Raw genomic sequence first — 26,760 nt, 5'->3', positions numbered from 1 at the left:
GCGAAACCCAGGTGAATCCAGGCGAACCCGGGCAGGCCGGCCCGCGACCGGCCTGCCCGGGGGCACCGGCGGCCTACGCGCCGATGGGCGTTACCGCGATCCTGTCCACGATCGGGGCGTGGCGCGAGCGCAGCAGGATGTCGGGGAAGGTGTCGGAGATGTAGGAGACGCCGTCGAAGCTCGGCAGCTCCTGCGAGGCGAAGGCGATGGTGTTGGCTCCCTTCGTGAGCTGGACCGGGACGGTCAGCTCCCAGAAGTTGCCGGCGTGGAAGGAGTGCGGGAACCAGGTCCGCTGAGGCCGGGCGCCGTTGACGGAGATCTCGGCGTGGCGGGCCAGCGGGTCGGGGTTGTAATGGGAGGCGGGGGACTGTTCGGGGTTGGAGTAGCGGACGGTCAGGGCGTAGGTCCCGTTCTTGGGGGCGGTGACGTCGAAGGTGAGGGTGCCGGCGTCGCCGGGGGCGCCGCCGACGTCGGTGACCGCCTTGCCGCCACTGGCCAGCGGGAGGTCGATCGGCTTGGCGGTGCCGGCGATGCGCGCGGATTCGGCCTCGTACCAGGTGGGCTGGAGGGTGCCGGCGCCCGGCAGGACGCGCAGGCGGTCCAGGCGGAGCTTGCCGGACCGGCCGGTGACGGTGATCTTGTTGATGCCTCCGGACAGGAACGCCTGCACCCTGGTGGAGGCGCCGACGTCGCCGGCGTGCCGGCCGTTGATCTCTAGCCGGCCCCGGCCTCCGCCGGAGGTGTCGACGGCCAGCGCCGATCCGCCGTCGGTGGGGGAGTAGACCCAGAAGGTCGCGCTCTGGTCCTTCGCCACGGTGACGACGCCCGCGCCGGAGACCTTCCCGCGGGTGTAGCCCGGCTTCGCGCCGGCGAGGGTGGCGTGCTCGGCTTCGTAGATCTGCTCCGTGGCGGCCGGGTTGGCCAGGGTGAGATCGATCTTGTCGATGATCGCGTCCCCCTTGGTGGCCCGGCTGCCGTCGAGGCTGCGCGCGGCCAGGGTGAGCACGTGCTCGCCCTCGGTCAGGGTGACCTTGGTGTCGGCGTGGTCCCAGACCACCCACTTGTAGCCCAGGGGCAGGTGCAGCTCCTGCTCGGCGCGGCCGTCCACGCGCAGGAAGACGTTGGTCGGGCCCTGCTCGCGGACGGCGCCGTAGGTGTTCAGCGAGTTGGCGAAGACGGACAGGTCGTAGACGCCGGTCCGGGGGACCGAGACCGTGAAGTCGAGCCGCACGTCCGAGCCGGTACGCAGGCCCCCGACGTTGTAGGCGCCGGAGGTGTAGAACTTGCCGACGTCGGCGGGCGTGCCCTCGGGGCCGTTGAGGCTGTAGCCGGCGCCCGTGTGCGCCGCGTCCTCGGCCTCGTACGTGGCCTGCCACAGGGTGGTGGGCGCGGTGGCGGGCGAGGCGTTGGCCCCGGGGCTGAGGATGATCTGGTACGCCGAGGACTCCTTCAGCGCGGGCAGATCGCCGCCGAAGTCGAAGGCCACCGAGCCGTCCTTGACCGGCCGGCTGAGCTCGGCCAGAACGCGCGGCTGGGCCGAGTCGCCGAGCTGGCCGGTCCAGGGGATCTCCTGGACGAGCGCGTGGACGGTGCCGCCGAACAGCGCGGCGTCCACCTTGTCGAAGCGGACGCCGGCGGTGCCGGAGGCGCCGCCGAACAGGGCACGGGCCTGCGCCTTGGCCCTGTCGAGCGTGGCGACGCCCTGGAGGGTGTAGCTGACGTCCGGGCGGGGCGGGGTGACCTTGACGGTGTCGCCGCTCAGCTGGGCGTAGGCGTTCAGCAGCCACCACTGGCCGTTGCCGCGGTTGGCCTGGACCGCGGAGTCGGACAGGTTGCCGTCGATGTTCCAGTAGGCGATGTCGGCGTCGACCTTCGACTCCTCGATGGCCGAGATCCACTGGATCATCTGGCCGGGCACCGAGGTGTGATAGTTGAAGGCGTACTCGTTGAGGTTGATCGGCAGCCGCCTGCCCTCGAACGGGGTGCCCTTGAAGACCTCCTGTTCCCACTGCCGGTATCTGGCGACGCTGGTGCGGATGCGGGCCGGGTCGCCCAGCTCGTGCCAGGTGATGACCTCGGGCACGGTGCCCGCCTGGACGGTGTGCCGCAGGAAGCCCTTCACCTGGTCGAACAGCATGCTCGTGTTGGGGCCGGCGATTCTGGCCGCGGGCATCCTGGCCTTGATCAGGGCGTGGACCTCGTCCCAGGCCCTGAAGTAGTGCCGCGGGTCGGTGAGCCAGCTGACCTTGTCGTAGCTCCACTGGCCGGTGCCGAACATGTTGCCTTCGGGCTCGTTGAACGGCACGAAGACGATGTTGTCCTGATATTTCGGGTCGAGGGTGAGGACCTGGTCGACCTGCTTGGCGATCTTGGACTTGAAGTCGTCCAGCCTCGCCTCCGGCGTGCCGCCGGGCCACTGGTAGGGGAAGCCGCGGTAGATGTCGGTCATGTAGATGTACACGTCGCCGCCGCTGCTGTCGGCCAGGGGCTTGACCACCTCCAAGGCGTCGGCGCCCGGATGCTGCGGGCCGTCCTGCGCCTTGGTGGACACCGTGCGCAGGTTGATGCCTTCGAGGAGGTTGCGGCTCGGCAGGCCGTCGGCGTACACGCCGTACAGGGTGCCGGACGCGCCGCCGTGGAAGGCGCCGGTCTGGCTGCCGAGGTCGATGGCGAGGTCGTTGCCGATCACCGTGACGGTGGCCTGGACGGGGGTGCCGAGCGCGGTGCCCTTGACGGTGAACCGGCCGGGCTTGGCGTACCGGGCCGGATCGACGCTCTGCCAGGTGACGCTCACGCCGCGGCGGATGCCGTCGGTGAACTGCGCGGTGGCCGTCTTCGGCAGCTCCGGCGCGACGCCGGGATGGGTCGTGACCTCGACGGCGGTCTGCTCGACCTTCGAGGGGGTGGCCAGGCGGTCGCCGGCCAGCGCGGCGACCTGCCCGGCGGTCAGGGCGGCGTCGTAGACGCGGAAGTCGTCCAGGTCGCCGGCCAGGAAGGGGTGCCCGCCCCAGAAGGCCCTGCCGAGGAAGCCGGAGGTGGTGGCGCCGTTCATGACGGCGGCGAGGTCGAGCCGGGCGGAGGTGGCGCCGATGGGCGCGCCGTTCACGTAGAAGGTGAGGGTCTTGCCGTCGATCGTGGTGACGAGGTTGAGCCACTGGCCCGCGGGCAGCTTCTGCAGGCCCGGCACGCCGGCCTCGGCGGTGCCGTTGACCGGCTTGATGGACGATCTCGTGGTGGCGTCACCGGCGTAGGACGGGGTGGCGAAGGTGGCGGTCGCGGCGTCCTTGCCGAGGTTGTAGACCCACTGGAAGTCGGGGCCGCCGGCCCACTTCAGCCAGGTGGAGACGGTCATGGCGGCGCGGTCGCGGAACAGGCCGGCCGGGATCGTCACGTAGGGGGCGCTCTGCGAGCCGGCCGGCCCGCCGGGCAGGGACAGGGCCTGCGTGCCGTCGGCCCCGGTGACGGCCCGGGCGCTCCCGGGGTTGGTGAGGACCCCGTCGAGCCCGGAGGGGGAGCGGTCCTCGACGGCGCCGCTCGACAGGTCGCCTTCGAAGTCGTAATGGAGGACGAGGGCCGGCGCGGCGGCGCCGATCGCCGGTAAGGCGTCCAGCGGGAGCGCGGTCAGCGCCAGCACGGGAGCGAGGGCGGCACGCGGCACGAGCCTGCGAAGCAGCCGGGACAAGGGCATGGCCATGGGCCTTTCCCTTCGGGAAGCAGGAGAGTCGAATCGATTCGGCGAATCGATTCGACTGGACGATAGGCGTCCGCCCGGTCCAGGGTCAAGAGCCGGAAACGTGCCCGGCATCCTGCCGTCACGGGATCTTCACGCCGGCTTCCCCCATCCCGGGCGGGCCGGCCCGCGCCCGGTGGTCAGGCGCGTGCCGGCGCCGGTCCGGTGGTGCCGCGCAACGAGATCGGCGGAGCGATCAGCACGTGGCGGTGGGGGACGGCGGGATCGGCGATGCTCTGGATGAGCAGCTCCACGGCGCGCACGCCCATCTCGTCGGCGGGCACGTCGGCGGCGGTGAGCGGCGGGTGCAGGCTCTCGGCCCAGTGCCGGGCGGCGACACCGGCGATGGAGAAGTCCCCCGGGACCGTCAGGCCCCGCTGCTCCAGCGCCCGGTACATCCCGGCCACGGCGGCCTCGTTGATGGTGGCGATGGCCGTCAGGCCGGGCTGGGCGGCCAGCAGCTCCTCGACGCACGCCTGCCCGGCGGGGGCGTCGTCGGCGCAGCAGACCTGCACGCCGTGCAGGCCGCGCGCGGCCACGGCGCGGGCGAAGCCGCTCTGGGCGCGCCGGCCCGGGCCGTACCCGGCGGCGACCAGGTCGGCGTTGCGGTTGACCAGCGCGATCTTCCGGTGGCCGAGGTCGGCCAGGTGGTCCACGCACCGGGCGATCAGCGTCTCGTAGTCGATGTCCACCCAGGGCATCTCCTCGGGCTGGCCGGTGCGGCCGATGCCGACGAACGGCAGGCCGCTGTGCCGCAGGCGGGTGACGCGTTCGTCCTCCAGGCGGATCTCCATGAGGATGACGCCGTCCACGCGCCGGCCGGTGACCACGCGCTCGAAGGAGCGGTCGTGCTCGCCCCCCGACGGCGACAGCAGGACGTCGAGATCGGCGCGGGCGGCGGCGTCCACCACGCTGGCCACGAAGCCGAGCTGCATGTCGGTCAGGCGCCGGCTGGCGGGCGGGATGACCAGCCCGATGGTGCGGGTCCGGCCCTCCTTCAGGGCCCGGGCGGCCGCGTTGGGCCGGTAGCCGAGCTCGTCGATGACCGCCTGGATGCGCCGTTTGGTCTCCGGCGACACCGGGCGCTTGCCGGTGAGCGCGTAGGAGACGGTGCTGCGCGACACGCCGGCCCTCTCGGCGATCTCCCCGATGTTCACCCGCGCTCCTTCGCTCCCCATGATGACGACCATCGTAGGTCGAATCGGTTCATGAGGCGCCGGGCTGCCGGGTTTCCGTGACGAGGATGTGTCGCTCCCCGTGACATCTCCGAAAACCGCGCCGGGCCCATTGACGCCCCGGAGGAGGCACGCCTATGGTCGGTCGAACCGATTCGCCGAATCGGTTCGACTCGATCGGGGACGGTCGCACCACTCCTCTCAGCGGAGGTAGATCAATGAGTTCAGCGGCAGGGAGCCGGCAGGTCGTCGGCGTGGGTCTGGCGGTGCTGGCCGCCGCGGGCGGGTTGGTGGCCTGCTCGCCGTCCGGCGGCGATGACGGGAGCACGAGCGGCGCGAGCCAGGCCGCGGGAGGCGGGACCTACACGATCTGGGACCCCTACCCCCAGTACGACGCCGGCTCCGCGTGGGTGAAGCTGCTGGAGACGTGCGGCGCCCAGGCGGGCGTGAAGGTGGAGCGCACCGGCTACGACACCAGCGACCTCACCAACAAGGCCCTGCTGGCCGCCCAGCAGGACAACTCGCCCGACGTGCTCATCGTGGACAACCCCGTGGTCTCGACGCTGGCCGAGGCCGGCGTGCTGACCACGACCGAGGAGAACAAGCTGGACGTCTCGTCGATCGCGCCGAACCTGCTGGCCGCGGGCCAGAGCGGCGGCAAGACCTACGGCGTCCCGATCGGGGCCAACACCCTGGCCCTGTACTACAACAAGGACGTCCTGAAGCGGGCCGGCGTGGACATCGCCGCGGTGAAGGACTGGGCGTCCCTGACCGCGGCCCTGGAGAAGGTGAAGGCGGCCGGGAAGAAGGGCATCACGTTCTCGGCGATCGGCACCGAGGAGGGCAGCTTCCAGTTCCTGCCCTGGTTCTGGGGGTCCGGCGCGAACCTCACCAAGCTCGACTCGCCCGAGGGCGTCTCGGCGGTGACGCTGTGGAGCGACTGGCTGAAGAAGGGCTACGCCCCCAACTCCGTCATCGGCAACACCCAGACCACCAGCTGGCAGGAGTTCGCCGGCGGCGAGTTCGCCTTCGCCGAGAACGGCACCTGGCAACTGGCCAACGCCGGGAAGACCGGCTTCGCGTACGGCGTCATCCCGATCCCCGCCAAGGACGGCGGCACCGCGCCCGCCCCGACCGGAGGCGAGTTCGTCAGCATGCCCGTCCAGTCCGACACCGGCCGCTACGCCACCTCCCAGAAGCTGGTGACCTGCCTGACCAGCGGCGAGAACTCGCTCACCACGACCACCACCCTGTCCTACGTCGCGCCCACCGAGCAGGTGCAGGCCAGGCAGGTCGAGCAGAACCCGGAGCTGAAGGTGTGGGTGGAGGCGGTCAAGGCCGCCAAGGGCCGCACCAGCGACGACCTGGGCACCAAGTACCCGAAGATCTCCGAGCCGATGTGGGGCGCGGTGCAGGCGGCGCTGAGCGGGTCGAAGCCGCCGCAGGAGGCGATGGCCGCCGCCCAGGCCGCCGCGGCGAGCGCGATCCAGTAGACGCATGAGCCGAGTGATGCAGACGTCGGTGCGTCCCGCCGCGGCGACCCCGGGGGTCCGCCGGGCGGCACGCGGCCGATCGGGTCAGTGGGCGGCGTGGGCGTTCCTCGCCCCCGTCGTCCTCTACCTGCTGGTCTTTTACGCCTACCCGCTCTACCGCAACGTCGAGCTGAGCCTGCGCAACTACACGGTGCGCTCCTTCGTGCAGGGTGACGCCCCCTTCGCCGGGTTCGGCAACTACGCCAAGGTGTTCGCCGACGCCACCTTCGGGCCGGCGCTGTGGCACACGGTGGTCTTCACGCTGGTGTCGCTGGCCTTCCAGTTCACGATCGGGCTGGCGCTGGCCCTGTTCTTCAGCAAGAGCTTCCGCCTGTCGGCGACGCTGCGGGCGCTGTTCCTGGTGCCGTGGCTGCTGCCGCTGATCGTGTCGGCCTCCACCTGGTCGTGGATGCTCAACAGCGACTCCGGCGTGGTCAACGCCGCGCTGGGCTGGCTCGGGATCGGGCCGGTGAACTGGCTGACCTCGCCGGACTGGGCGCTGTGGTCGGTGATCATCGCCAACATCTGGATCGGCATCCCGTTCAACCTGGTGGTGCTCTACTCGGGCCTTCAGGCGATTCCCGCGGCCGTCTACGAGGCCGCCGCGCTCGACGGGGCCAACGGCTGGCAGCGGTTCTGGAGGGTGACCTTCCCGCTGCTGCGGCCGGTGTCGGCGATCACCATCCTGCTCGGACTGGTCTACACCCTGAAGGTGTTCGACATCATCTGGATCATGACCAAGGGCGGCCCGAGCGGGGCGTCCACCACGTTCGCCACCTGGTCCTACCGGCTGGGCTTCGGCAACCTCGTGCCCTCCTTCGGGCCGGGGGCCGCCGTGGGCAACCTGCTGATCGTGATGGCCCTCGTCTTCGGCCTGGTCTACATCCGCGTGCAGCGACGGCAGGCCCTGACATGAGGCACCTCAAGACCGTGCTCGGGCTGGTGCTGACGGCCGTGATGCTGTTCCCGGTCTACTGGATGATCAACGTCTCGTTCACCCGCGACACCGCCATGCGCAAGAGCCCGCCGGACCTCCTGCCGCTCGACGGCACCCTGGACGGCTACCGTGACGTGCTCGACCAGCAGCTTCCCTACCTCGGCACCAGCCTGGTCGTCGGGCTGGGCACGGTGGCGCTGACCCTGCTGCTGGCGGCGCCGGCCGCGTACTCGCTGGCCAAGCTGCGCCCGCGCGGCGGTGGCGTGCTGAGCTTCGTGCTGCTGATCGCGCAGATGATCCCCGGGATCATCATGGCGATGGGCTTCTACGCCATCTTCCTGTCCACCGGCGTGCTCAACACCGTCCCCGGGCTGATCGTGGCCGACTCCACCCTCGCCGTGCCGTTCGCCGTGCTGATCCTCACCACGTTCATGTCCGGCATCCCCGAGGAGCTGCTCCAGGCGGCCCGCGTCGACGGCGCCGGAGTGGTGCGCACCTTCGTCTCGATCGTGCTGCCCGTCTCCCGCAACTCGCTCATCACGGTGTCGCTGTTCGCGTTCCTGTGGGCCTGGTCGGACTTCATCTTCGCCTCCACCCTCGACCAGGGCGGCGACCACCAGCCGATCACCCTCGGCATCTACCACTACATCGGCAACAACAACCAGGAATGGAACGCCATCATGGCCACCGCCGTGGTCGCCTCCATCCCGGCCACCGTCCTGCTCGTGATCGCCCAGCGCTACGTCGCCGCCGGGGTCACGGCGGGCGCAGTCAAAGATTGAGAAGGGACCCTCGCTCCATGACCGTCGCCGTTTCTGGCCCGGTGTTCTCCCTGCGGGAAATCCCGTTCAGCTACCGCGGATCCTGGTTCTGCTTCTCGCCCGTGGTGGCCGAGAAGACCTACGCCCGGGACGTGCATCTGGTCTCCCATCAGACCGGCATGCACCCCGTCCTGCGGCTGGTCCCCACCGCGGAGGCCGCCGTCACGGCCACCCCGCATCAGCTCACCTGGAGCGCCGGGGACGGGCGGATCCGCCTCGCCTACGACAGCGCCGACACCGTACGCGTGCGGGGCCGCGGCCTCGGGCTGCGCGTGCTGGCCGCCGATCCGGTCCTGACGCCGTTCAGCGGCCCGTACTTCTACCGGGACCCCGTCGACGACGCGTTCGTCTTCACCGTCTACCAGACCGGCCGCCGCTACCGGATCACCGTGCTCGCCGGGACGGCCGAGCCGCTCGGCGCGCAGGCGCTCGGCACCGCCGAACGCGGCGTCGTCCTGGGCGGCGAGTGGGAGATCGCCATCGAGGAGTACGAGACCGCCCGCGCCCCCTACACCGCCGCGGACCCCTTCGAGCAGGTGGCCAAGGCCGCCCGTGCCGACTTCGACGCCTTCACCGACGCGGTCGCGCCCTGGCGCAGCGACCAGACGCCCGCTGCCGAGCTGGCCGCGTACGTGCTGTGGTCGGCCACCGTGCGCCCGGCCGGGTTCATCACCCGGCCCGCCGTCCTGATGTCGAAGCACTGGATGGACAAGGTGTGGAGCTGGGACCACTGCTTCAACGCCATCGCCCTGGCGGGCGGCCTGCCCGACCTGGCCTGGGACCAGTTCCGGCTGCCCTTCGACCACCAGGACGCCGCCGGCGCGCTGCCCGACTCCGTCACCCATTCGGAGATCCTCTACAACTTCGTCAAGCCGCCCATCCACGGCTGGGCCGCGCGCCGCCTGCCTCCGGGGCCGGACGTCTACCCGCTGCTGGAACGCTGGACCACCTTCTGGCTGACGGCCCGCCGCGCCCCCGGACGCGAGCTGCCGCACTACCAGCACGGCAACGACAGCGGCTGGGACAACGCCACCACCTTCGACCCCGAGCGCGTCGTCGAGACCGCCGACCTGGCCGCCTTCCTCGTGCTCCAGATGCGTGAGCTGGCCCGCCTCGCCCCCGATCCGGAGAAGGCCGCGCACTGGTCCGGCGCCGCCGACCGGATGCGGGACGCGCTGCTGGCCGAGCTGTGGACGGGCGACCGGTTCGTCGCCCGCGCCGTACGCTCGGGACGCACCTGGTCCACCTCCAGCCTGCTCGACCTCATGCCCATCGTGCTGGGCGACGAGCTGCCGGAGCGGGTACGGGCGGCACTGGCCGCCCGCATCGAGTCCCACCTCACCGCGTTCGGGCCCGCCACCGAGCACCCCGCCTCCGAGCACTACCAGGACGACGGCTACTGGCGCGGGCCGATCTGGGCGCCGTCGACCGTCCTCATCGAGGACGGCCTGCGCCGGGCCGGCCACCTCTCCCTGGCCGACGAGATCAGCGCCCGCTTCCGCCGGCTGTGCGAGCGGTCCGGCTTCGCGGAGAACTTCGACGCGCGCACCGGCGAGGGCTTGCGCGACCGCGCCTACACCTGGACGGCCGGCGCCTACCTCATCCTGGCCGCCGGCCACGAGCTGCGCAGGCAGCGGCTTTGACACGACTCCGGAGCGCTCCTACCGTGGTGTCGAATCGTTTCGATCGCGGCTCGCCGACGGACCGGCGCGGGGGACTGGGTGAACATCGGGGAGATCGCCAGGCGGGCGGGCGTGTCACGAAGCACCGTCTCCTACGCCCTCAGCGGTAAGCGGGCGGTGTCCGAGGTGACCCGCCGGCGCATCCTGGAGGTCATCGACGACGTGGGTTACCGGCCCAATGCCAGCGCGCGGGCGCTGGCCGAGGGCCGGACCCGGACCATCGGCCTGGTCATCCCGCCCGCCGGGCGCCGGCTGAGCCCGATCCAGCTCGGCTTCGTCGCCGACGTCGTGGCCGCCGCCGGCCGCCACGAGCTGGACGTCGTGCTCTCGCCCAGCGGCGGCGAGCACGACCGCTCGTTCGAGCGCATGGTCAGCGGCCGGCGCGTCGACGGCGTGATCCTCATGGAGGTCCGGGTGCAGGACGCCCGCGCCGCGCGCCTGGAGAGGTCCGGCCTGCCCTTCGTGGCCATCGGCCACACCGCCGGCGCCGCGCCCGGCTGCTGGGTCGACCTGGACTACGAAGGGCTCGTGGCGAGGTGCGTGCACCACCTGGCCGACCTCGGGCACCAGGCGATCGCGCTGGTCAACCGGCCGCAGGCGTTCCTGGACTCCGGCTACGGTCCCGCCCGCCGCGCCCTGGACGGCTTCAACGCCGCCGCCGCCGCGCGCTCCCTCACGGTGCGGGCGTTGTGCTGCCCGGACGAGGCGACGGCCGGAGAGGCGTGCACGCGGGACCTTCTCGCCGCCCATCCGCGGATCACCGGCATCGTCACGATCAACGAGGCCGCCCTGCCCGGCCTGGAGCGCGCGCTGCGGCGCTCGGGACGGACGGTGCCCCGGCAGTTCTCCGTCATCGGCGTCGTGGGGCGCCATTGGGCCGAGCAGTTCCACCCCCCGCTCACCGCGGCCGACGTGCCCATCTCCGACCTGGCCGAACGCGCCGTCGGCCTGCTCGCCGAGCGGATGACCCACCCCGGCACGCCGGCCCGCCACGTCATGCTCACCCCGCCCCTCTCCCTGCGCGCCAGCACCGCTCCGCCCCCACGCCCGCGAACCGGTTCGTGAACACCTCAGGTCGTCCTGGTGCTGCCCGGGGCTCGCCTGGCAGCCGCTACATCTCGAAACCGGCGGGCCCGCGCACCGTGGCGGCGGCCAGCTCCTTGACCCGGGCGGCGGACACCGGCACACCGGGCGCGGACTGGACCCAGGCCACCAGTTCGTGCACGGTCAGACCGGCCGGCGGCTGTCCCACGTACGGGAAGGCGTACAGCGGGGTGTTGGGTCCGCTGCGCCAGCTGCCGGCCAGCGAGCCGAGGTCCACCGCGTCGAAGCCGAGGAGGTCCAGCAGGTCCTCCACCTCCTTCTTGGCGGCCGGGTCGTCGCCGGACAGCGGCAGCGCGGTGCGGTCGGGAGCGCCGGCCGGGCGGAACAGGTCCAGCACCTGCCTGGGGCCGATGTTGTGCAGCGCCTTGACCACCCGGGCGCCGGCGAGGCGACGCTGCACCAGCTCGCTGGAGGTCAGCTCGTCGCTGTCGAGCTCCGGGAGCCGCCACCCGGGCTTCGGCGCGTAGTTCATCGGGTCGATCACGGTCTTGCCGGCCAGTTCCGCGCGGGGCAGCCGATCGAGGGCGGCCAGCGGCAGGGACGCGAGAACCAGGTCGGCCTCGCGCGCCGCCTCTGCCGCGGTGCCCGCGCGGGCGCGCGGGCCCAGCTCGGCGACGAGCCCGGCCAGCGTCCGCGGACCGCGCGAGTTGCTCAGGATGACGCCGAGGCCGGCGTCGACGGCCCGGCGGGCGACCCCCGCGCCGACCATTCCGGTGCCGATGATGCCGAGGGTGATGGTGCTCACTTCATGTCTCCGTCCGGGGTGTTTCCAGGTGTCGCGACATCTCATGCCGGGCCCGCGCCGGGCGGGCCGTCACCCATCACAGCCGAAGTGAGCTGCGCGAACAATGACCAGAAACCACCGGCAGCGATCACATCATGTGATAGATCAGGAGGAATGGAACTGAGGGCCCTGCACTACTTCGTGACCGTCGCCGAGGAGCTGCACTTCGGCCGCGCGGCGCAACGGCTGCGGATCGTGCAGCCGGCGGTGAGCCAGCAGCTCACCCGGCTCGAACGCGAGCTCGGCGTGCGCCTGCTCGACCGCACCTCACGCAAGGTGCGGCTCACCCCGGCCGGCGAACGGGTGCTCGCCGCGGCCCGGGAGACCCTGGCCGCGGCGGCCCGCGTGCGGGTGGTGGCCGGCGAACCGGCGGCCGCGCTGCGGATCGGGGTGGCCTCCTGCGTCACCCAGCGGCTGGAGCGCGCCCTGGCTCGCCTGCGCGGCAGCGCGCGCCCCGCCGAGCCGATCCTGGTCGACCTGCCGGTGACCGCGCGCCTCGACGCCGTCCGCGACGGTGAGCTGGACCTGGCGCTGGTGCGCGGCGCGGTCACCGCCACGGAGCTGACGGTGGTACGCGCCTGGTCCGAGCCCCTGCACGCGGTGCTGCCCAGCGGCCACCCGGCCGCCGCCGGGGCCACGGCCAGCCTGCACGACCTCGACCCGCACGGCCTGCGGCTCCCCGCCCGCGACAGTGACCCTCCGATGCACGACGCGACCCTCGCCCTGCTGCCTTCGCCGCCATCACGGCCGCCCGCCGGGGACCTGCTCAACGTGCTGTACGAGGTCGGCCGCGACCCCGGGAGCTGGACGGTGATGCCGGCCGAGCAGCTGACCGGCCCCCGCGCCGGCCGGGTGCTGCACGTGCCGTTCGACCCGCCGCTGACCATCGACGGCCACGTCGTGACGTCACGTGCCACGCCGGAGACCTGCGTGGCGTCGTACGCGGCGGCGTTCGCGGATTGACGGCTCGGTCGCGTCGATCCGGCCGCGTCGATGACGCTCGTTCCGTTCGCTCGTCCTTGAGCCCATCGGCGATGTGGCAAGTGACGGTTCAGTCCTGGCCTGCGACCCGCCCGGCGTGAGCGGTAGCGGCTGGTGATCATCGAGGGCTGGGCGGAGAAATCTCCCGAGCTCAGGTCGAGCCGGGCGGCGGGGGAGAGGGAGCAGGTCACGTTGACGGGCCGATGACCTATGCATGATGATGGCGGCCGATGTTGTCGGCAACATTGGGCCGGGCGAACGATGACGACGCCATCACGGGTCGCCGGCAACGACCGACTGAGATGACTGACGGGAGCGGGACCAGATGACAACGGTGCTGCGTACGGAGCGCATGCTCTACGGCGGCGACTACAACCCCGAGCAGTGGCCCGAGGAGGTATGGGCCGAGGACATGGCGCTCTTCCGGCAGGCCCGGATCAACTCCGTGACGCTGAACGTGTTCTCGTGGGCCACGCTGCAGCCCGCCGAGGACGAATACGATTTCACGCGGCTGGACCGGATCGTCAAGACCGTGTCCGAGGCCGGCCTGTCGATCGTCATGGCGACGTCGACGGCGGCCCTGCCCGCCTGGATGTCCTTGCGGTATCCGGACGTCAACCGTGTCGACGTGCAGGGGCGCCGGATGCGGCACGGCGGGCGGCACAACGCGTGCATCAGCTCGCCGACGTACCGGCGGTACTCGGCGGCGCTGGCCGAGCGGCTGGCGGAGCGCTATTCCGCGGAGCCGGGCATCGTCGCGTGGCATGTCTCGAACGAGTACGGCGGCTTCTGCTGGTGCGACAACTGCGCGGCCGGCTTCCGGGACTGGCTCCGGGCACGGTACGGCACGATCGACGCCGTCAACGATGCCTGGAACGCGGCGTTCTGGAGCCACACGTACCATTCGTTCGACGAGATCTTCCCGCCCGGCGAGCTCGGGGACGCGCTCGGCGAGAAGTCCGTGCTGCCGGGGTTCTCGCTCGACTACCGGCGGTTCTACGGCGCCGCGGTGCTGGAGTCCTTCCGTGAGGAGAAGGCGGCGATCCGCCGCTTCGACGCCGAGCGTCCCGTCACGACCAACCTGATGGGCACGTTCCCCGACTACGACTACTTCGACTGGGGCGACGACCTCGACATCGTGTCGTGGGACAGCTACCCGGCGCACGACACCACCCCCGCCCAGATCTGCCTGGCCCACGACCTCATGCGCGCCGTGGGTCACCAGAAGCCGTTCATGCTGATGGAGCAGACGCCGTCGCGCCAGAACTGGCAGCCGTACAACTCGTTGAAGCGCCCGGGGCAGATGCGCCAGCAGTCGTGGCAGGCGGTGGCCCGGGGCGCCGACACGATCCAGTTCTTCCAGCTCCGCCAGTCGCGTGCGGGCTGCGAGAAGTTCCACGGCGCGGTGATCGGCACCGACGGCACCGCGGAGACCCGGACCTTCCGCGAGGTGGCGGAGCTGGGCGCGGAGCTGGCCCGGACCTCACCGCGCATCATGGGCAGCCAGGTGGAGCACGGCGCCGTGGCCGTCGTCTTCGACTGGCAGTCCCGGTGGGGGATCGGCCTCTCCGCGGGGCCGAGCCGCTCCCTCGACTACGTGCGGGAGGTGGAGCGCTGGTACACCGAGCTCCACCGCAGGAACATACCGGTGGACGTGGTGCCCGCGACCGGCCCGTTCGACGGGTACGCCGCCGTGATCGCCCCGTGCCTCTACATGATGGGCGACGAGACGGCCGGCGCCCTGCGCCGGTACGTGGCCGGCGGCGGGCGCCTGCTCCTGACGCCGATGTCGGGCCTCGTCGACGAGTACGACCGCCTCCACCTCGGGCAGGCGCCCGTGCCTCTGCGCGACCTCGCCGGGGTGTGGGTGGAGGAGACCGACGCGCTGCCGCCGTCCACCGTCGTGCCGCTCGCGTTCGGCGAGGACGGCGACGGCGGCGGCGGCGCGACGGCCACGATCCTGTGCGACGTCGTACACCCGGACGCCGGGACGGAGGTCCTCGCCCGGTACGCCGGCGAGTACTACGCCGGGACGCCGGCGCTCACGTTCAAGCCCTCCGGGGAGGGCGGCGGCGTCTTCTACTCGGCGTCGTTCCCGGACGCCGACGGGGTCCGCCTCACCGTGGACGCTCTCCTGTCCGGCACCGGCGTGCGGGCCGCCGACCTTCCCGAGGGCGTCGAGCTGTCGCGCCGGGTCGCCGGCGACGGCAGGGTGCTCACGTTCCTCATCAACACGACGGCCGTTCCCCAGGAGGTCCGGGTCGACGTGTCCGGCACCGAGCTCCTGGCCTCCGCGAGCTTCGACGGTGCCACGACGCTGGAGCCGTACGGCGTCGCCGTGGTGGAGACGGCCCCCTGATCCGGCGGGCCGCGCCACCGCGGGATCAGCGATCCCGTGGTGGCGCGGTGCTGGCGCGCGGCACCAGCACCGTGTCCACGGACGTCCTGCCCGCCTCCGGGCTCTGCGCCGCGATCTGGTGCAGCGCCACGGCGACGCAACGCCGCCCGATCTCGTCGAAGTCCTGCCGCACGGTCGTCAGCGGCGGCGGGTACATGGCCGCCTCCGGGATGTCGTCGAACCCCACCACGCTCACGTCCTGCGGCACGCGCAGCCCGCGCTCCTGCAGCGCGCGGTAGAGGCCCAGCGCCATCTGGTCGTTGGCGGCGAACACCGCCGTGCAGTGCGGCTCGCCGGCGAGCAGCCGCCCCGCGCGGTAGCCGGACTCCGCCGACCAGCCGCCGGTGATGTCCGCCGACCACTCGCCGCGCAGCACCGGCGGCACCCGGGCCCCCGCCTCACGCAGTGCGGCGCTCCAGCCGGCCTCGCGGGCCTTGGCCGCGTAGGCGTCGTCGGGACCGGCGACATGCCAGACCGTGCGGTGCCCGAGGCCGAGCAGATGCTCGACCGCCGCCCGCGCGCCGTGCTCGTGAGCGCTGCCCACGATCATGAACTGCTCGCCCACGTCGGCGTCGGCGACCACGACGGGCACGTTGCGCGGCAGCGAGACGTCGACGTCCAGCAGGTGCCCCTCCATCATGAGGACGATGGCGTCGACGGTCAGCTCACCCAGCCGGGTGAACGCGCCCTGCACCTGGTCGCGGGTGGGCACCGCGACCGGCATCAGGGTCACCGCGTATCCCTGCTCGGCCGCCGAGTCGGAGATCGCCTCGAGGGTTCGGGCGTTCCCGACGGTCGACAGGGTGACCGTGATGACGCCGAGCGTGCGGAACTCGCCCCGCTTCAGCGCGCGGGCCGCGCTGTTGGGCCGGTAACCCAGCTCCGCCATGGCCGCGAGGACGCGCTGACGCGTCTCGGGCGCCACGTTCGTGATCCCGTTCGAGACCCGTGAGACCGTCTGCGAGGAGACCTGCGCCAAGCGGGCGACGTCCCCCATCGACGCGCCGCGCTTCCGCCTGGCCGGCATGCCGGGCCGGGCGGCATCGTGACTGCCCGCCTGGGGCATCTGGGTGCTGCTCACTACCTCGCCAAACCTGTTCGCTCCCCTGGGATCCGGACGCGGCCGTCCGCGGGCGCCGCTTCGAGATCAAGGTTAGCCGCCCGGCATCCCCGAGCAGGCACACCCCGATCGCCCGCGGCGCACCGGCGCTCGTCACGCTTGGGTCACGACCGCATCCGGTCATGGCAGGCCATCGATGTTTACGTTAACATCGCCGATACTCACTGGCTCACACAAGGGGGTGGCCCCATGTTCGACGTCGCCGCGCGCGGCCGATCAGGGCGCCTCGCCAGTGGACTCCCGGACCACGAGCTCGGAGTGCCACGTCCTGTCGACCTCGGACTCACCACCGTCGATCTGCGCGAGCAGCGCGGCGACGGCGGCACGGCCCTGGGCCGCGAAGTCGGCCCGCAACGTGGTCAGGGGCGGGGAGAAGAAGGCCGCGTCGGGAATGTCGTCGACGCCCGTGACGCTCACGTCCCCGGGGACGCTGAGCCCTCGCCGCGTCAGCGCGAGCATGGCCCCCAGCGCCATCTGGTCGTTGGCGGCGACGACGGCGGTCGCGCCCAGCTCTCCGGGGACCCCCATCACCGCGTCGAATCCCGACCGGGCGGTCCAGTCCCCGGGCAGCGTCGCGACCGAGCGCAGGCCGTGCCGGGCCACGGCCGCCTCGTACGCGCGCGCCCGGTTGCGTGCCGACGACCAGGCCGTCGGGCCGGCGATGTGCAGGAACCGCCGGTGCCCCAGGTCGGCGAGGTGCCTGACAAGACCCGGAAAACCGCGCGTGGTGAGCTCCGAGGGATGGCCGCTCGTGACGTCGTCCGGCTCGGTGCAGATCACGACCGGCACGCCGAACCGGGAGGACTCGAAGGCCCGGGTCATCTCGTCGGTGGACGACAGGGCCAGGATGCCCGCGAGGTCGTGCTCGCTGAGCAGGTCGAGCGCGGCCATGATCGACGTGCGCCTGCTGACGTCCTGGGCCACGACGTCGAGGACGTAGCCGGCCTCGCGGGCGGCCGCCGTCGCGCCCTGGAGGACCTTGCTCGGGCCGTACTGGTCGATCTCCTGGATCAGGGCGCCGATCCGGCGCGACCGGCCGGAGTTCAGCGAGCGCGCGTTGAGGTTCGGGCGGTAGTCGAGCGCCCGCAAGGCGTCTTTGACGCGGGCACGAGTCTCGGGACGGATCCCCTCGAAGCCGTTGAGGTAGCGGGTGACCGTCTGATGGGAGACGCCCGCGGCGCGCGCGACATCGTAGATGGTCGCGGGCCTGCCGGAGCCCAGGGCCGAGGCGCGCTTCAGGGTCGACGACGCCACGCGCCGCCGGCGCGGCCCGGACGCCGGGCTCTCGCCGGACGCCGACGCACTCCCGGCGGACTCGTCCGCTACGGGATCGGGACTCATCGATGCTCCTTCACCTGGTGGGTCCTGGGGGGTCCTGGCGGCTCACTGTAAGTCAACCTCACATCGACATCGATCGGGGATCGCCGATGTTGTCGACAACATCATGCTAGGCCCCTTATGTTGTCGGCAACATTTAGGTGCCGGCCCCCACCGCACGACGGAGTACTGCTGACGATGGTTTCCCCTCCCCCTCCTTCCCCGCGGGCGGCGCGCTGCCCGGCGTCCGTCTTCACCTGGGGCCGCGAGCCCACGACGACGCCGCCCCCAGACGTCGAGCCCGTCACCGGCGGCACACTTCCCGCGGGCAAGGAGCTGGAGCTCGGCGCATGGGGCTGCCGAGTCTTCGGCTCCGCGGGCCCGACCACGATCGGAGGCGCACGATGACCACCCTCGCCCGAGCACCGGAGCTCCCGACGGTGCCGCCCCGCACCACCCTCACGAAGCCGAGACGCGACTGGAACGGCTGGAAGTTCGTCTGGCCGTTCGCGCTCGTCTTCGTCCTCACGTTCATCACCCCCCTGGCGTACGCGCTGTGGCTGAGCCTGTTCCAGAACAAGATGGTCGGCGGCAACCAGTTCGTCGGGCTGGACAACTACGTCTTCGCACTCCAGGACCCGCAGTTCTGGGAGGGCTTCGGCCGGGTCCTGCTCTTCCTGGTCGTCCAGGTGCCGATCATGCTCGGCCTCGCCCTGCTGGCCGCGCTCGCGATCGACAGCGCCCGCCTGTACGCGACGGGCTTCTACCGCATCGTGATCTTCCTGCCCTACGCCGTGCCCGCGGTCGTCGCGGTGCTGATGTGGGGCTTCATGTACGGCGACAACTTCGGCCTGGCGGCCGGCATCAACGAGTGGCTGGGCTCCGAGGTGATCCGGCCCTTCGCGCCCTCATGGGTGCTCATCTCGATCGGCAACATCGTGACCTGGCAGTTCGTCGGCTACAACATGGTCATCTTCTACTCCGCGCTGAAGACGATCCCCACGGACCTGTACGAGGCCGCCGAGATCGACGGGGCCCGCGGGTGGCAGGTCATCAGGGCGATCAAGCTGCCGGGGATCCGCGGGGCGATCGTCGTCGCGACGATCTTCTCGATCATCGGCAGCTTCCAGCTCTTCAACGAGCCGAGCGTGCTGCAACCCCTGGCCAGCAACGTCATCACCGGCTCGTTCACCCCGAACATGTACGCCTACAGCCTGTCGTTCGCCGGGCAGCAGTACAACTACTCGGCCACCGTCGCGATCGTCATGGGCGTCATCACGGCCGTGATCGCCTACGTGGTGCAGCTGCGCGGCTCCCGGAAGGAAGTCCGCTGATGACCACCAAACACCGCACCATCAACCCGCGGGCCCGCCGGGCGGGGTCCCGATCCCGCGCGCGACGCCGCAACCCGCTCCTCGCGCCCCGCAAGTCGCTCGCGCTGACGATCGTCACGGCGACCTTCCTCGTGTACGCGCTCCTCCCGATCGCCTGGCTGCTGATCAACGCGACCAAGACGCAGCCGGACCTGCTCTCGACGTTCGGCCTGTCCTTCGGCTCGTCGTTCGCCCTGGGCGACAACATCGCCGCGACGCTGGCCTACGACGACGGCATCTTCCTGCGCTGGCTCGGCAACACCCTGCTGTACGTGCTGGCCGGAGCCGGCGGGGCGACCCTGCTGGCGACGCTCGGCGGCTACGGGCTGGCGAAGTACCGGTTTCCGGGCAGGGGAGCGTACTTCGCCGTCGTTCTCGGGGCGATCGCCGTCCCCGGGACCGCGCTGGCCGTGCCGACGTTCCTGCTGTTCAGCCAGCTCGGCCTGACCAACACGCCCTGGGCGATCATCATCCCGTCGCTGGTCAGCCCGTTCGGGCTCTACCTGATCTGGGCCTACACGGTCGAGTCCGTGCCGACCGAGGTGCTCGAGGCGGCCCGGCTCGACGGCGCCGGCGAGCTGCGCACGTTCTTCAGCATCTCGATCCGGCTGCTCACGCCCGGCATCGTCACCGTGGCCCTGTTCGCCATCGTGGCGACCTGGAACAACTACTTCCTGCCGCTGATCATGCTCAGCGACCCGCAGTGGTACCCCCTGACGATCGGCCTCAACCAGTGGAACGCGCAGGCCCAGGGCGTGGGGGCCGAGCCGATCTTCAACCTCGTGATCACCGGGTCTCTCCTCACGATCGTGCCGATCGTGGCGATCTTCCTGTTCATGCAGCGCTTCTGGCAGTCCGGCCTCGGCGCCGGGAGCGTCAAGCAGTGACCCGCGGAACCAGCCCCTCCGCCGCCCACCACCATCCGTTCACCGGCATCCACAGCAGCACGACGACGTGAAGGAGTCACCGTGAAGAGAAGCACGAGCACCATCCTGACGAAAGCGATCGCCGCCCTGGCCGCCGCGGTGCTGAGCGCCGCGACACTGACCGCCTGCGGCGGGAGCAGCGCCCCGGGCGGGGGCGGGGGCACAGGCGCAGGCGCCACCGGGTCGGCGGCGGACCTCGACGCCGCCCTGCAGAAGGGCGGCGAGCTGACCTACTGGACCTGGACGCCGACGGGGCAGGCCCAGGCCGACGCCTTCATGAAGCAGCACCCCAAGGTCAGGGTCAAGGTGGTCAACGCCGGCACCGGGGGCGACCACTACACCAAGCTGCAGAACGCCGTCAAGGCGGGCGCCGGGGCGCCCGACGTCGCGCAGGTGGAGTACTACGCGCTTCAGCAGTTCGCCATCTCCGACGCACTGCTCGACCTGAAGCAGTACGGCCTCGGCGGCCTCAAGGACCTGTACACGCCCTCCACCTGGGAGGCGGTGAACGTCGGCGACGGCCTCTACGGCCTGCCGCAGGACTCCGGCCCCATGATCATGGCCTACAACAAGGAGGTCTTCGACGAGAACGGCATCGACGTCCCGGCCACCTGGGAGGAGTACATCGCCGCCGCGAAGAAGATCCACGAGGCCGACCCGAAGGCGTACATCACCAACGACGCCGGCGACCCGGGGTTCATCAACCCCCTGATCTGGCAGGCCGGCGGCCGCCCGTACCAGGTCGACGGCACGAACGTGCGGATCGACCTCCAGGACGAGGGCACCAAGAAGTGGGCCGGCATGTGGAACCGGCTGCTCCAGCCCGGCCTGCTGTCCGACATCCCGTCCTGGAGCGACGACTGGTACAAGGCACTCAACAACGGCGACATCGCCACGCTCATCACCGGCGCCTGGATCCCCGGCATCCTCGAATCCTCCGTGGAGCAGGGCAAGGGCAAGTGGCGGATCGCGCCCGTGCCGTCCTACGACGGCTCGCCGGACACCTCCGAGAACGGTGGTAGCTCGCAGGCCGTGCTCAAGCAGTCGAAGAACCCCGCGCTCGCCGCGGCGTTCCTGCGCTGGCTCAACAGCTCCGACGAGAGCATCGGCGTCTTCATGGAGGGCGGCGGCTTCCCGTCCACGGTCAAGCAGCTCAACTCCGCCGAGTTCCTCGGCGAGACTCCCGAGTACTTCGGCGGGCAGAAGATCAACGAGGTGATGGTCAAGGCGTCGCAGCACGTCACCTCCGGATGGCGGTACCTGCCGTTCCAGGTCTACGCCAACAGCGCCTTCGCCGACACGGCCGGGCAGTCCTACATCAAGCGCGGCGACCTGAACGCCGGCCTGCAGGCCTGGCAGGCCCAGCTCGTCACCTACGGCAACCAGCAGGGCTTCACCGTCAACAAGTGACGCCTTTCCTCCGGGATCGGCGCGGCACCGGGCGGGTCTCCCCGGCAGTGCGCACTGCCGGGGAGACCCGCCCGTTCGCGGAGCATCTGGGCCGGTGCGTGTACACCGGCATCCACGACCCGGGCCACCCCAGCGCCGACGACGACGGCTTCCGCTTCATGCGCTGGTGCGCCAAGACCGGCGTCGAGCCGATGATGGCGGTCAACCTCGGTGGAACGTCCGGCATCAGCGGCGCGCCGAATCGCGGCCCCCGAGTTCGGCGCCGTCGCGACCCTGGACGCCGTCGCGACCCACCACCCCGCCACGGGCGAGGTCGTGCTGCTCGCGACCAACCGGTCCGTGACCGAGAGCGTCGTGCTCGACGTCGGCCTGCGCGGCTTCCCCAGCCTGCGCGTCGTCGAAGCCCTCACCCTGGCCGACCCCGACCACACGTGGGCCGCCTCGGCCGGCGACGACACCTCCGTCGTGCCGCGGGCCAATGACTCCGCCAAGGTCACCGGCGACCGGGCACGCGCCGAGCTGCCGCCCGTGGCCTGGCGATCATCCGGCTGGGCCCGGCATGAGCCGTCCCGCCCGGCCCCGCGGGGCCGGGCGGGCCGCACCACCTCCCGCGATCCGATCGGCTGATCGGCAGGTAAGTCCTCCAGGTCAGTACACGTACGGCCAGCCGTCCTGGTCCCAGCCGAGTCTGTTGATGCCGAGCAGAGGCGCGCCGTTGTCGGCGTAGTAGTGGTAGAAGAGGATCGATCCGTCGCTGTCGTCCAGGTACTCCTGGTGGCCGGGGCCGTGGATGCCGCCGCGGCCGGCGAGGATCTCGGTGCCGCCGCCGGACATCATCGCCACCCCGTCGCGGTCGGTGAAGGGGCCGTTGACCGAGGTGGAGCGGCCCGTCAGCCACCAGCGGCCCTGGGTGTCGATGGTCAGGGTCGGGTCGATGGCGTTGAAGTTGTCCCCGGCGCGCGACTCGTAGATCAGGCCTTCATGTCTCCACGATCCCGCGGCCCCGGTGGTGCTGGTGGCCAGGAAGATCGCCGAGCGCGAGGAGCCGTTGCTGGAGGCCGAGTAGTACATGTAGTACCGGCCGTTGACGTAGGTGAGGTCGGGGGCCCAGATCTGGTTGCTGTTGTTCGTGTACGGGTGGGCCCACGGCACTCCGCCGGGGAACGCCGGGCCCACGTTGCGCCAGGCGGTGCGGTCGTTGGAGGTCTTCAGCGGAATGTTGTCCCCGGTGTACGCCAGCAGATACGTGCCGTCGGAACGCTTGACCACCGTGGGGTCGTGCACGCCGATGTCACCGGTGACCGGACCGGGACGAGGGTAGGCGGGCCGGCTGCGGACCTTGACGAGCTGCCACTGCTGGTTCGCGCTGCCCAGGTCGGTGTACTGGGAGACGCGGGCGCCGTCGGCGATGGAGCGCTCCCACACGTCCAGGGCCTTGCCGCTGTTCCGGTTGATCAGGCGGATGTGGCCACCCTCGCTGTCGCTGACGCGGAACTGCTGGTTGGTGGCGTTGCGGTCGGTCCACAGCACGACGTCGGCGCCGTCGGCGGTGGAGGCGGTGGCGATGTCGAGGACCTTTCCGCTGTGCACGGAGCGCAGCCGGTAGTAGCCGCCGCCGGAGTCGACGAACTGCCACTGTTGCCAGGCGTTGTCGTGGCGTGCCCACTGGTCGATGGCGCCGTCGGCGGTGCCCCGGTTGAAGACCTCCAGGACCTTGCCGCTGTTCCGGTTGACCAGGAGGTAGGCGGCGCTGGTGTCGATGTCGGCCGCGTTGGCCGGGGTCGCGGCCACGATCGGGTGGCAGAACGCGAGCAGGATCGCGACGAATGACACGAGCGCGGTGGTGACCCGAGGGCGGAGCCGCCGCCGGCTGGAGGGGGGTGTGAAGGCGTCCATGGAAGACCTCTCGTTTCGGACGAAGATCGAGGGGACGTCGAGGCTGATAGCGCTAACATTTCGCGGATGTCGCCGGCCCTCATGCCGGCCTCCCTTGACGGCGGTGCGGGGAAGGAGTGGAGGCGATGTTGTGACTGCGTAGTCAAAAGTGGGGGTTGTGAGGGAGTGTTTACGTAAACGTGGCGGCTGTCAAGGTCCCGGAAACACTGCCTTGACCATGCCGATCGCGGGGCGCCGTGGCCTCGGTGAGCCTTACCGGGGTCTTCTGATCGCGCACATGTCATCGCGGTCAGAAGTTCGGCGGCCGGCCCTCCGGAGAGACCATGACAGCGCAGGCGCGACGGGGTGGAGCCTTCTCGACGCTCCGCGGCGTGGACGTGGCCCGGCCGGCCGGAGTGTCGCGGAAGACGGTGTCCAGGGTAAGCGGCGGCCGGAGGCATAAGGGGGTGGAGGTTGTCCCCCGATGAACGCGACCTCCCGCGCGGGCGATGGACCCGGTTTGCTGGGTGGTGTCAGACGAAGCGATGGCATGTGCCGCTTCCGGCCGGGCTGCGACGGACCGGCGTCGCTCGCGTACGCCGTCCCGCCCGGCGGCGGCACCGGGTCCGGAAGCCGCCGGCCGGTCGCCCAGGGCAAAGCAACGTCCTGGAAAGGGCCATCTTCTGCGGGAACGGAGACCACCGGGCCCGTTCTCGGTAACAGGAGCTTTGAAGGAGGGGATGCGGATGCCGAGCGAGAAGCCGTCCGGCGCGCAGGTGATGTCCGGGGAGTACGCGCCGAAGCTGGTGCGGCTGGCCGATGAGGTGCTGTTCGGGCAGGTGCGGCCGGACGAGGGGAGCTGAGCCGATGGAGCTGATCACGCAACCGGAGACGAGCAAGGCCCCGGCCGAGATGTTCACCGGCGACGCCTGGTGGGACGTCATCTACCGGGGGGAGGAGCCCTCGCGGGCGCGGGCCAACCTGGTCCGCTTCGCGCCGGGCGCCCGTACCGCCTGGCACTCCCACGGTCTGGGCCAGACCCTGTTCATCGTGGCGGGCGTCGCGCTGATCCAGTCCCGCGGCGGGCGGCTCGTCGAGGCCCACCCGGGCGACATCGTGCACACCCCGCCGGGCGAGGAGCACTGGCACGGCGCCGCCCCCGGCCACTTCATGACGCATCTGGCGCTGTGGGAGGGCGATGAGACCACCTGGCTCGAACACGTCAGCGACGCCGAGTACGGAGCCGAGCGCTCCAGCACCCGGCGGGGCCGGGCCGGACGAGAACCCGTACCACCACGACAGGACACGACATGAACCCCGCCTACGACTTCACCGGCCAGGTCGCCTTCGTCACCGGAGCCGGCTCCGGCATGGGGCTGGCCACCGCCCGCGCCTTCGCCGAGTCCGGGGCCGCCGTCGCCCTGACCGACGCCGACGCGGAGTCCCTGGACGCCGCGGCACAGCAGCTCACCGGCGCGGGCCACCAGGTCCTGGCCCTCACCTGCGACGTCAGCGACGAGGACCAGGTCGCCGCCGCCGTCGACCGCACCGTCGCCGCCTTCGGCCGTCTCGACATGGCCTTCAACAACGCCGGCATCCAGGTCCCGCCCTGTGACGCCGCCGACGAGCCGGTCGAAGTCTTCGACCGCGTCAACGCCGTCAACCTGCGCGGCGTGTGGGCGTGCATGAAGCACGAGCTGCGGCACATGCGCGCTCAGGCCGGCGGAGCGATCGTCAACTGCTCCTCCCTGGGCGGCCTGGTCGGCATCCCCGGCCGCGCCTCCTACCACGCCACCAAGCACGGCGTCATCGGCCTCACCAAGAGCGCCGCCCTCGAGTACGCGCCGCGTGGCATCCGCATCAACGCCGTCTGCCCCGGAACCATCGACACCCCCATGGTCACCGGCATGATCGCCAAGGGCGAGCTCGACCGCGCCCAGGCGGAGGCCGACCAGCCCATCAACCGGCTCGGCCGCGCCGACGAGATCGCCCAGGCCGTGCTGTGGCTGTCCAGCCCGGGAGCCGGCTTCGTGGTCGGTGTCGCCCTGCCCGTCGACGGCGGATACGTCGCCCGCTGACACCCCGACGCCCCCGAGGACCCCGAAGACATGCGATTGACGGACACCATGACCGCCGCCGCTGTGTCGGCGTTGCTCGTCCTGACGGCATGCGGCACGCCCGCACCCGCCGCCGTCCCCTCGGCGGCTGAGCGGCCCGCGACGCCGCCGGCCCCGACTCCCGGCCCCGGCACGAGCCGGGGGAAGGAGATCGTGGGGACGGTGGTGCGGTTCTCCTCACCGGCGACCTCGGTCGAGGTGACGATCGATCAGGACAACCCCGCCGTCCGCGACTTCCTGTCCCTGCTGCCCCTCACCCTCACCGTCGAGGAGTTCTCCGGAAGGGAGAAGATCAGCTACCTGCCCCGGCGGCTGAAGCACGAGGGTTCCCCCGGCTCCGACCCCGAGGACGGCGACCTGATCTACTACGCCCCCTGAGGCAACCTCGGCTTCTTCTACAACACCGCCGGCATCGGTCACTCCGGCCAGACGATCCACATCGGCGCCTACGACGCGCCGCTCGAACAGCTCACGCGACTCGAAGGCGCGAACGTCACCGTCGACGTCATCGACTGACGGGAGCCGGATCGAGTTCCGGCGTGCGGCCCGTCCAGGCCGTCGGTCCGGCCCTGGCCGGTTCGGTGCGGGATCTGACGTCGCCCGGGTCGCGCGCGGCGGCCCGGGCGGCGTGTCCTTCAGCGCCGGGCGTACAGCCGGCTGCGACGGGCGAGGACGAGCCAGGCCGCGAGCGCGCCCATCACCGCGACGGCGATGATTCCGATCTTGAACGGGGTGCTGCCCGCGCCCGCGTCGCCGGCCGCGGGCGTGGCGTCCGCCGCCCGGGGCCGGGTCGCCGCCGTGGTCGCCGCCGTGGTCGCCGCCGTGGTCGCCGCCGCAGTGGCGGGTGCGGTGGCGGGTGCGGTGGCGGGTGCGGCGGTGACGATGTCCTTCGCCCGCACCTTCGCCGTCGCCCGCGCCTTGGCGGGCTTGGTCGCGGTCACCGTCACCCGCCAGGTGCCGTTCGGCAGCGGCACCGGGGAGGTGTAGAGGTTCTGCCCCTCCGAGGAGGACCTGAGCGGGACGGGGCCGAAGGTGCGGCCATCGGCGGAGGTCGCGGCCAGCTTCGCCACGACGGCGTCGGTGACGGGGTGCCCGTCCCTCTTCCAGGTGACCAGCACGTTGACGTTGTGGGCGCCGTCCCCGATCACCTCCAGTTCGATCGGCCCGCGATGGGCGGCCGTCGCCGGCGCGGCCGGCAGCAGGGTCAGCCCGGCCAGCAGGGTCAGCCCGGCCGGCAGGACGGTCATGGCGGATCTCAGCGCGTTGTTCACGAGGGGTGGTTCCCTTCGGGTGCGTCGTCGGGCGATGCCGGCGCGGGCACGTGGTGGTGCCCCGCGCCGGCGTTCACGGCGTGCGGGAGGGCGGCCCCGGCCGGCCGGGGGAGGCCGGCCGGCCGGGGGAGCGGAGGGAGTGAGTGCCCTCGCGGGGCGAGGGCACTCACCGTGTGCGGGCGGCGTGCCGGAGCCGCCGGTGCCGGT

Annotated in this window: 21 protein-coding genes and 1 pseudogene; 15 read left to right on the top strand and 7 right to left on the bottom strand. The window is 71.5% G+C overall.

The features are described from left to right. Nucleotides 1-73: 73 nt before the first annotated feature. Entirely contained in the window at nucleotides 74-3,694 is a 3,621-nt protein-coding gene (locus IO39_RS27765; protein ID WP_211267194.1) for a LamG-like jellyroll fold domain-containing protein, read from the bottom strand. A 176-nt stretch (nucleotides 3,695-3,870) separates the two neighbouring features. Continuing rightward, complete coding sequence (locus IO39_RS27760) at nucleotides 3,871-4,887, bottom strand: LacI family DNA-binding transcriptional regulator (protein WP_043629191.1); 1,017 nt, start codon at nucleotides 4,885-4,887, stop codon at nucleotides 3,871-3,873. 236 nt (nucleotides 4,888-5,123) lie between these two features. Between IO39_RS27760 and IO39_RS27755 the strand changes: the two genes are divergently transcribed. The 5 genes from IO39_RS27755 (at nucleotide 5,124) to IO39_RS27735 (ending at nucleotide 10,942) form a co-directional block, all read left to right on the top strand. Further along, entirely contained in the window at nucleotides 5,124-6,398 is a 1,275-nt protein-coding gene (locus IO39_RS27755) for a sugar ABC transporter substrate-binding protein (RefSeq protein WP_043628924.1), read from the top strand. A 4-nt stretch (nucleotides 6,399-6,402) separates the two neighbouring features. Further along, the gene (locus IO39_RS27750; RefSeq protein ID WP_043628921.1) at nucleotides 6,403-7,353 is read left to right on the top strand and encodes a carbohydrate ABC transporter permease; all 951 of its coding nucleotides are present in this window, start codon (nucleotides 6,403-6,405) and stop codon (nucleotides 7,351-7,353) included. After that, a complete protein-coding gene (locus tag IO39_RS27745) occupies nucleotides 7,350-8,156 on the top strand; it encodes a carbohydrate ABC transporter permease (protein ID WP_043628918.1) in 807 nt (268 codons plus the stop codon). The genes IO39_RS27750 and IO39_RS27745 overlap by 4 nt, the downstream gene beginning before the upstream one ends. Before the next feature lie 17 nt (nucleotides 8,157-8,173). After that, on the top strand, nucleotides 8,174-9,838 hold the full coding sequence (locus IO39_RS27740; RefSeq protein ID WP_043628916.1) for an amylo-alpha-1,6-glucosidase: 1,665 nt from the start codon (nucleotides 8,174-8,176) through the stop codon (nucleotides 9,836-9,838). Between the two features lie 78 nt (nucleotides 9,839-9,916). Next, on the top strand, nucleotides 9,917-10,942 hold the full coding sequence (locus IO39_RS27735; protein WP_043628914.1) for a LacI family DNA-binding transcriptional regulator: 1,026 nt from the start codon (nucleotides 9,917-9,919) through the stop codon (nucleotides 10,940-10,942). Nucleotides 10,943-10,988: 46 nt separating this feature from the next. Here the strand turns inward: IO39_RS27735 and IO39_RS27730 are convergent, their stop codons facing one another. Then, the gene (locus IO39_RS27730) at nucleotides 10,989-11,771 is read right to left on the bottom strand and encodes an NADPH-dependent F420 reductase (RefSeq protein WP_052423441.1); all 783 of its coding nucleotides are present in this window, start codon (nucleotides 11,769-11,771) and stop codon (nucleotides 10,989-10,991) included. Between the two features lie 108 nt (nucleotides 11,772-11,879). Between IO39_RS27730 and IO39_RS27725 the strand changes: the two genes are divergently transcribed. After that, nucleotides 11,880-12,728 (top strand): LysR family transcriptional regulator, encoded by an 849-nt coding sequence (locus tag IO39_RS27725; RefSeq protein WP_043628912.1) that lies wholly within the window; start codon nucleotides 11,880-11,882, stop codon nucleotides 12,726-12,728. 343 nt (nucleotides 12,729-13,071) lie between these two features. Further along, entirely contained in the window at nucleotides 13,072-15,105 is a 2,034-nt protein-coding gene (locus IO39_RS27720; RefSeq protein ID WP_043628910.1) for a beta-galactosidase, read from the top strand. Between the two features lie 25 nt (nucleotides 15,106-15,130). Here IO39_RS27720 and IO39_RS27715 read toward each other — a convergent pair whose 3' ends face one another. Together IO39_RS27715 and IO39_RS27710 are read right to left on the bottom strand one after the other, a co-directional pair. Next, a complete protein-coding gene (locus tag IO39_RS27715; protein WP_245642284.1) occupies nucleotides 15,131-16,225 on the bottom strand; it encodes a LacI family DNA-binding transcriptional regulator in 1,095 nt (364 codons plus the stop codon). Between the two features lie 255 nt (nucleotides 16,226-16,480). Beyond that, the gene (locus IO39_RS27710) at nucleotides 16,481-17,605 is read right to left on the bottom strand and encodes a LacI family DNA-binding transcriptional regulator (protein WP_084773606.1); all 1,125 of its coding nucleotides are present in this window, start codon (nucleotides 17,603-17,605) and stop codon (nucleotides 16,481-16,483) included. Between the two features lie 380 nt (nucleotides 17,606-17,985). Between IO39_RS27710 and IO39_RS27705 the strand changes: the two genes are divergently transcribed. The 5 genes and pseudogenes from IO39_RS27705 (at nucleotide 17,986) to IO39_RS54850 (ending at nucleotide 21,917) form a co-directional block, all read left to right on the top strand. Continuing rightward, nucleotides 17,986-18,915 (top strand): carbohydrate ABC transporter permease, encoded by a 930-nt coding sequence (locus IO39_RS27705; protein WP_043628909.1) that lies wholly within the window; start codon nucleotides 17,986-17,988, stop codon nucleotides 18,913-18,915. After that, nucleotides 18,915-19,841 carry a carbohydrate ABC transporter permease gene (locus IO39_RS27700; protein ID WP_043628908.1) on the top strand — a complete coding sequence of 309 codons (927 nt, stop codon included), beginning with the start codon at nucleotides 18,915-18,917 and terminating at the stop codon, nucleotides 19,839-19,841. The genes IO39_RS27705 and IO39_RS27700 overlap by 1 nt, the downstream gene beginning before the upstream one ends. Before the next feature lie 81 nt (nucleotides 19,842-19,922). Continuing rightward, complete coding sequence (locus IO39_RS27695) at nucleotides 19,923-21,290, top strand: ABC transporter substrate-binding protein (RefSeq protein WP_043628907.1); 1,368 nt, start codon at nucleotides 19,923-19,925, stop codon at nucleotides 21,288-21,290. A gap of 47 nt (nucleotides 21,291-21,337) precedes the next feature. Further along, nucleotides 21,338-21,526 (top strand): annotated as a pseudogene (locus IO39_RS59905) (hypothetical protein); the annotation flags it as partial. Next, nucleotides 21,501-21,917, top strand: a complete 417-nt coding sequence (locus tag IO39_RS54850) for a hypothetical protein (protein WP_043628906.1) — start codon at nucleotides 21,501-21,503, stop codon at nucleotides 21,915-21,917. The pseudogene IO39_RS59905 and the gene IO39_RS54850, both read left to right, overlap by 26 nt. A gap of 21 nt (nucleotides 21,918-21,938) precedes the next feature. Here the strand turns inward: IO39_RS54850 and IO39_RS51895 are convergent, their stop codons facing one another. Continuing rightward, a complete protein-coding gene (locus IO39_RS51895; RefSeq protein WP_245642283.1) occupies nucleotides 21,939-23,123 on the bottom strand; it encodes a family 43 glycosylhydrolase in 1,185 nt (394 codons plus the stop codon). Between the two features lie 909 nt (nucleotides 23,124-24,032). On the opposite strand from IO39_RS51895, the gene IO39_RS27675 reads away from it, so the two are divergent. Genes IO39_RS27675 through IO39_RS27665 form a run of 3 tightly spaced genes read left to right on the top strand, consistent with a single transcriptional unit; the run spans nucleotide 24,033 to nucleotide 25,660 of the window. Beyond that, nucleotides 24,033-24,479: a (R)-mandelonitrile lyase gene (locus IO39_RS27675; protein WP_052423438.1), complete on the top strand. Its 447-nt coding sequence runs from the start codon at nucleotides 24,033-24,035 to the stop codon at nucleotides 24,477-24,479. Next, complete coding sequence (locus IO39_RS27670) at nucleotides 24,476-25,243, top strand: SDR family NAD(P)-dependent oxidoreductase (RefSeq protein ID WP_043628904.1); 768 nt, start codon at nucleotides 24,476-24,478, stop codon at nucleotides 25,241-25,243. The genes IO39_RS27675 and IO39_RS27670 overlap by 4 nt, the downstream gene beginning before the upstream one ends. 30 nt (nucleotides 25,244-25,273) lie before the next feature. Beyond that, the gene (locus IO39_RS27665) at nucleotides 25,274-25,660 is read left to right on the top strand and encodes a cyclophilin-like fold protein (RefSeq protein ID WP_211267192.1); all 387 of its coding nucleotides are present in this window, start codon (nucleotides 25,274-25,276) and stop codon (nucleotides 25,658-25,660) included. Nucleotides 25,661-25,917: 257 nt separating this feature from the next. On the opposite strand, the gene IO39_RS51020 is transcribed toward IO39_RS27665, so the two are convergent. Next, entirely contained in the window at nucleotides 25,918-26,553 is a 636-nt protein-coding gene (locus IO39_RS51020; protein WP_052423437.1) for a hypothetical protein, read from the bottom strand. Nucleotides 26,554-26,760: the final 207 nt, after the last annotated feature.

This window comes from Nonomuraea candida, assembly GCF_000725485.1.
Taxonomy (GTDB): Bacteria; Actinomycetota; Actinomycetes; order Streptosporangiales; family Streptosporangiaceae; genus Nonomuraea; species Nonomuraea candida.
This window is presented reverse-complemented; position numbering and strand designations above follow the sequence as displayed.

Coding starts and splice junctions, on each gene's coding strand:
- IO39_RS27765 (WP_211267194.1), bottom strand. CDS start 3,694: ATGGCCATGCCCTTGTCCCGGCTGCTTCGCAGGCTCGTGCCGCGTGCC.
- IO39_RS27755 (WP_043628924.1), top strand. CDS start 5,124: ATGAGTTCAGCGGCAGGGAGCCGGCAGGTCGTCGGCGTGGGTCTGGCG.
- IO39_RS27750 (WP_043628921.1), top strand. CDS start 6,403: ATGAGCCGAGTGATGCAGACGTCGGTGCGTCCCGCCGCGGCGACCCCG.
- IO39_RS27745 (WP_043628918.1), top strand. CDS start 7,350: ATGAGGCACCTCAAGACCGTGCTCGGGCTGGTGCTGACGGCCGTGATG.
- IO39_RS27740 (WP_043628916.1), top strand. CDS start 8,174: ATGACCGTCGCCGTTTCTGGCCCGGTGTTCTCCCTGCGGGAAATCCCG.
- IO39_RS27730 (WP_052423441.1), bottom strand. CDS start 11,771: ATGAGATGTCGCGACACCTGGAAACACCCCGGACGGAGACATGAAGTG.
- IO39_RS27725 (WP_043628912.1), top strand. CDS start 11,880: ATGGAACTGAGGGCCCTGCACTACTTCGTGACCGTCGCCGAGGAGCTG.
- IO39_RS27720 (WP_043628910.1), top strand. CDS start 13,072: ATGACAACGGTGCTGCGTACGGAGCGCATGCTCTACGGCGGCGACTAC.
- IO39_RS27710 (WP_084773606.1), bottom strand. CDS start 17,605: ATGAGTCCCGATCCCGTAGCGGACGAGTCCGCCGGGAGTGCGTCGGCG.
- IO39_RS27705 (WP_043628909.1), top strand. CDS start 17,986: ATGACCACCCTCGCCCGAGCACCGGAGCTCCCGACGGTGCCGCCCCGC.
- IO39_RS27700 (WP_043628908.1), top strand. CDS start 18,915: ATGACCACCAAACACCGCACCATCAACCCGCGGGCCCGCCGGGCGGGG.
- IO39_RS27675 (WP_052423438.1), top strand. CDS start 24,033: ATGGAGCTGATCACGCAACCGGAGACGAGCAAGGCCCCGGCCGAGATG.
- IO39_RS27670 (WP_043628904.1), top strand. CDS start 24,476: ATGAACCCCGCCTACGACTTCACCGGCCAGGTCGCCTTCGTCACCGGA.
- IO39_RS27665 (WP_211267192.1), top strand. CDS start 25,274: ATGCGATTGACGGACACCATGACCGCCGCCGCTGTGTCGGCGTTGCTC.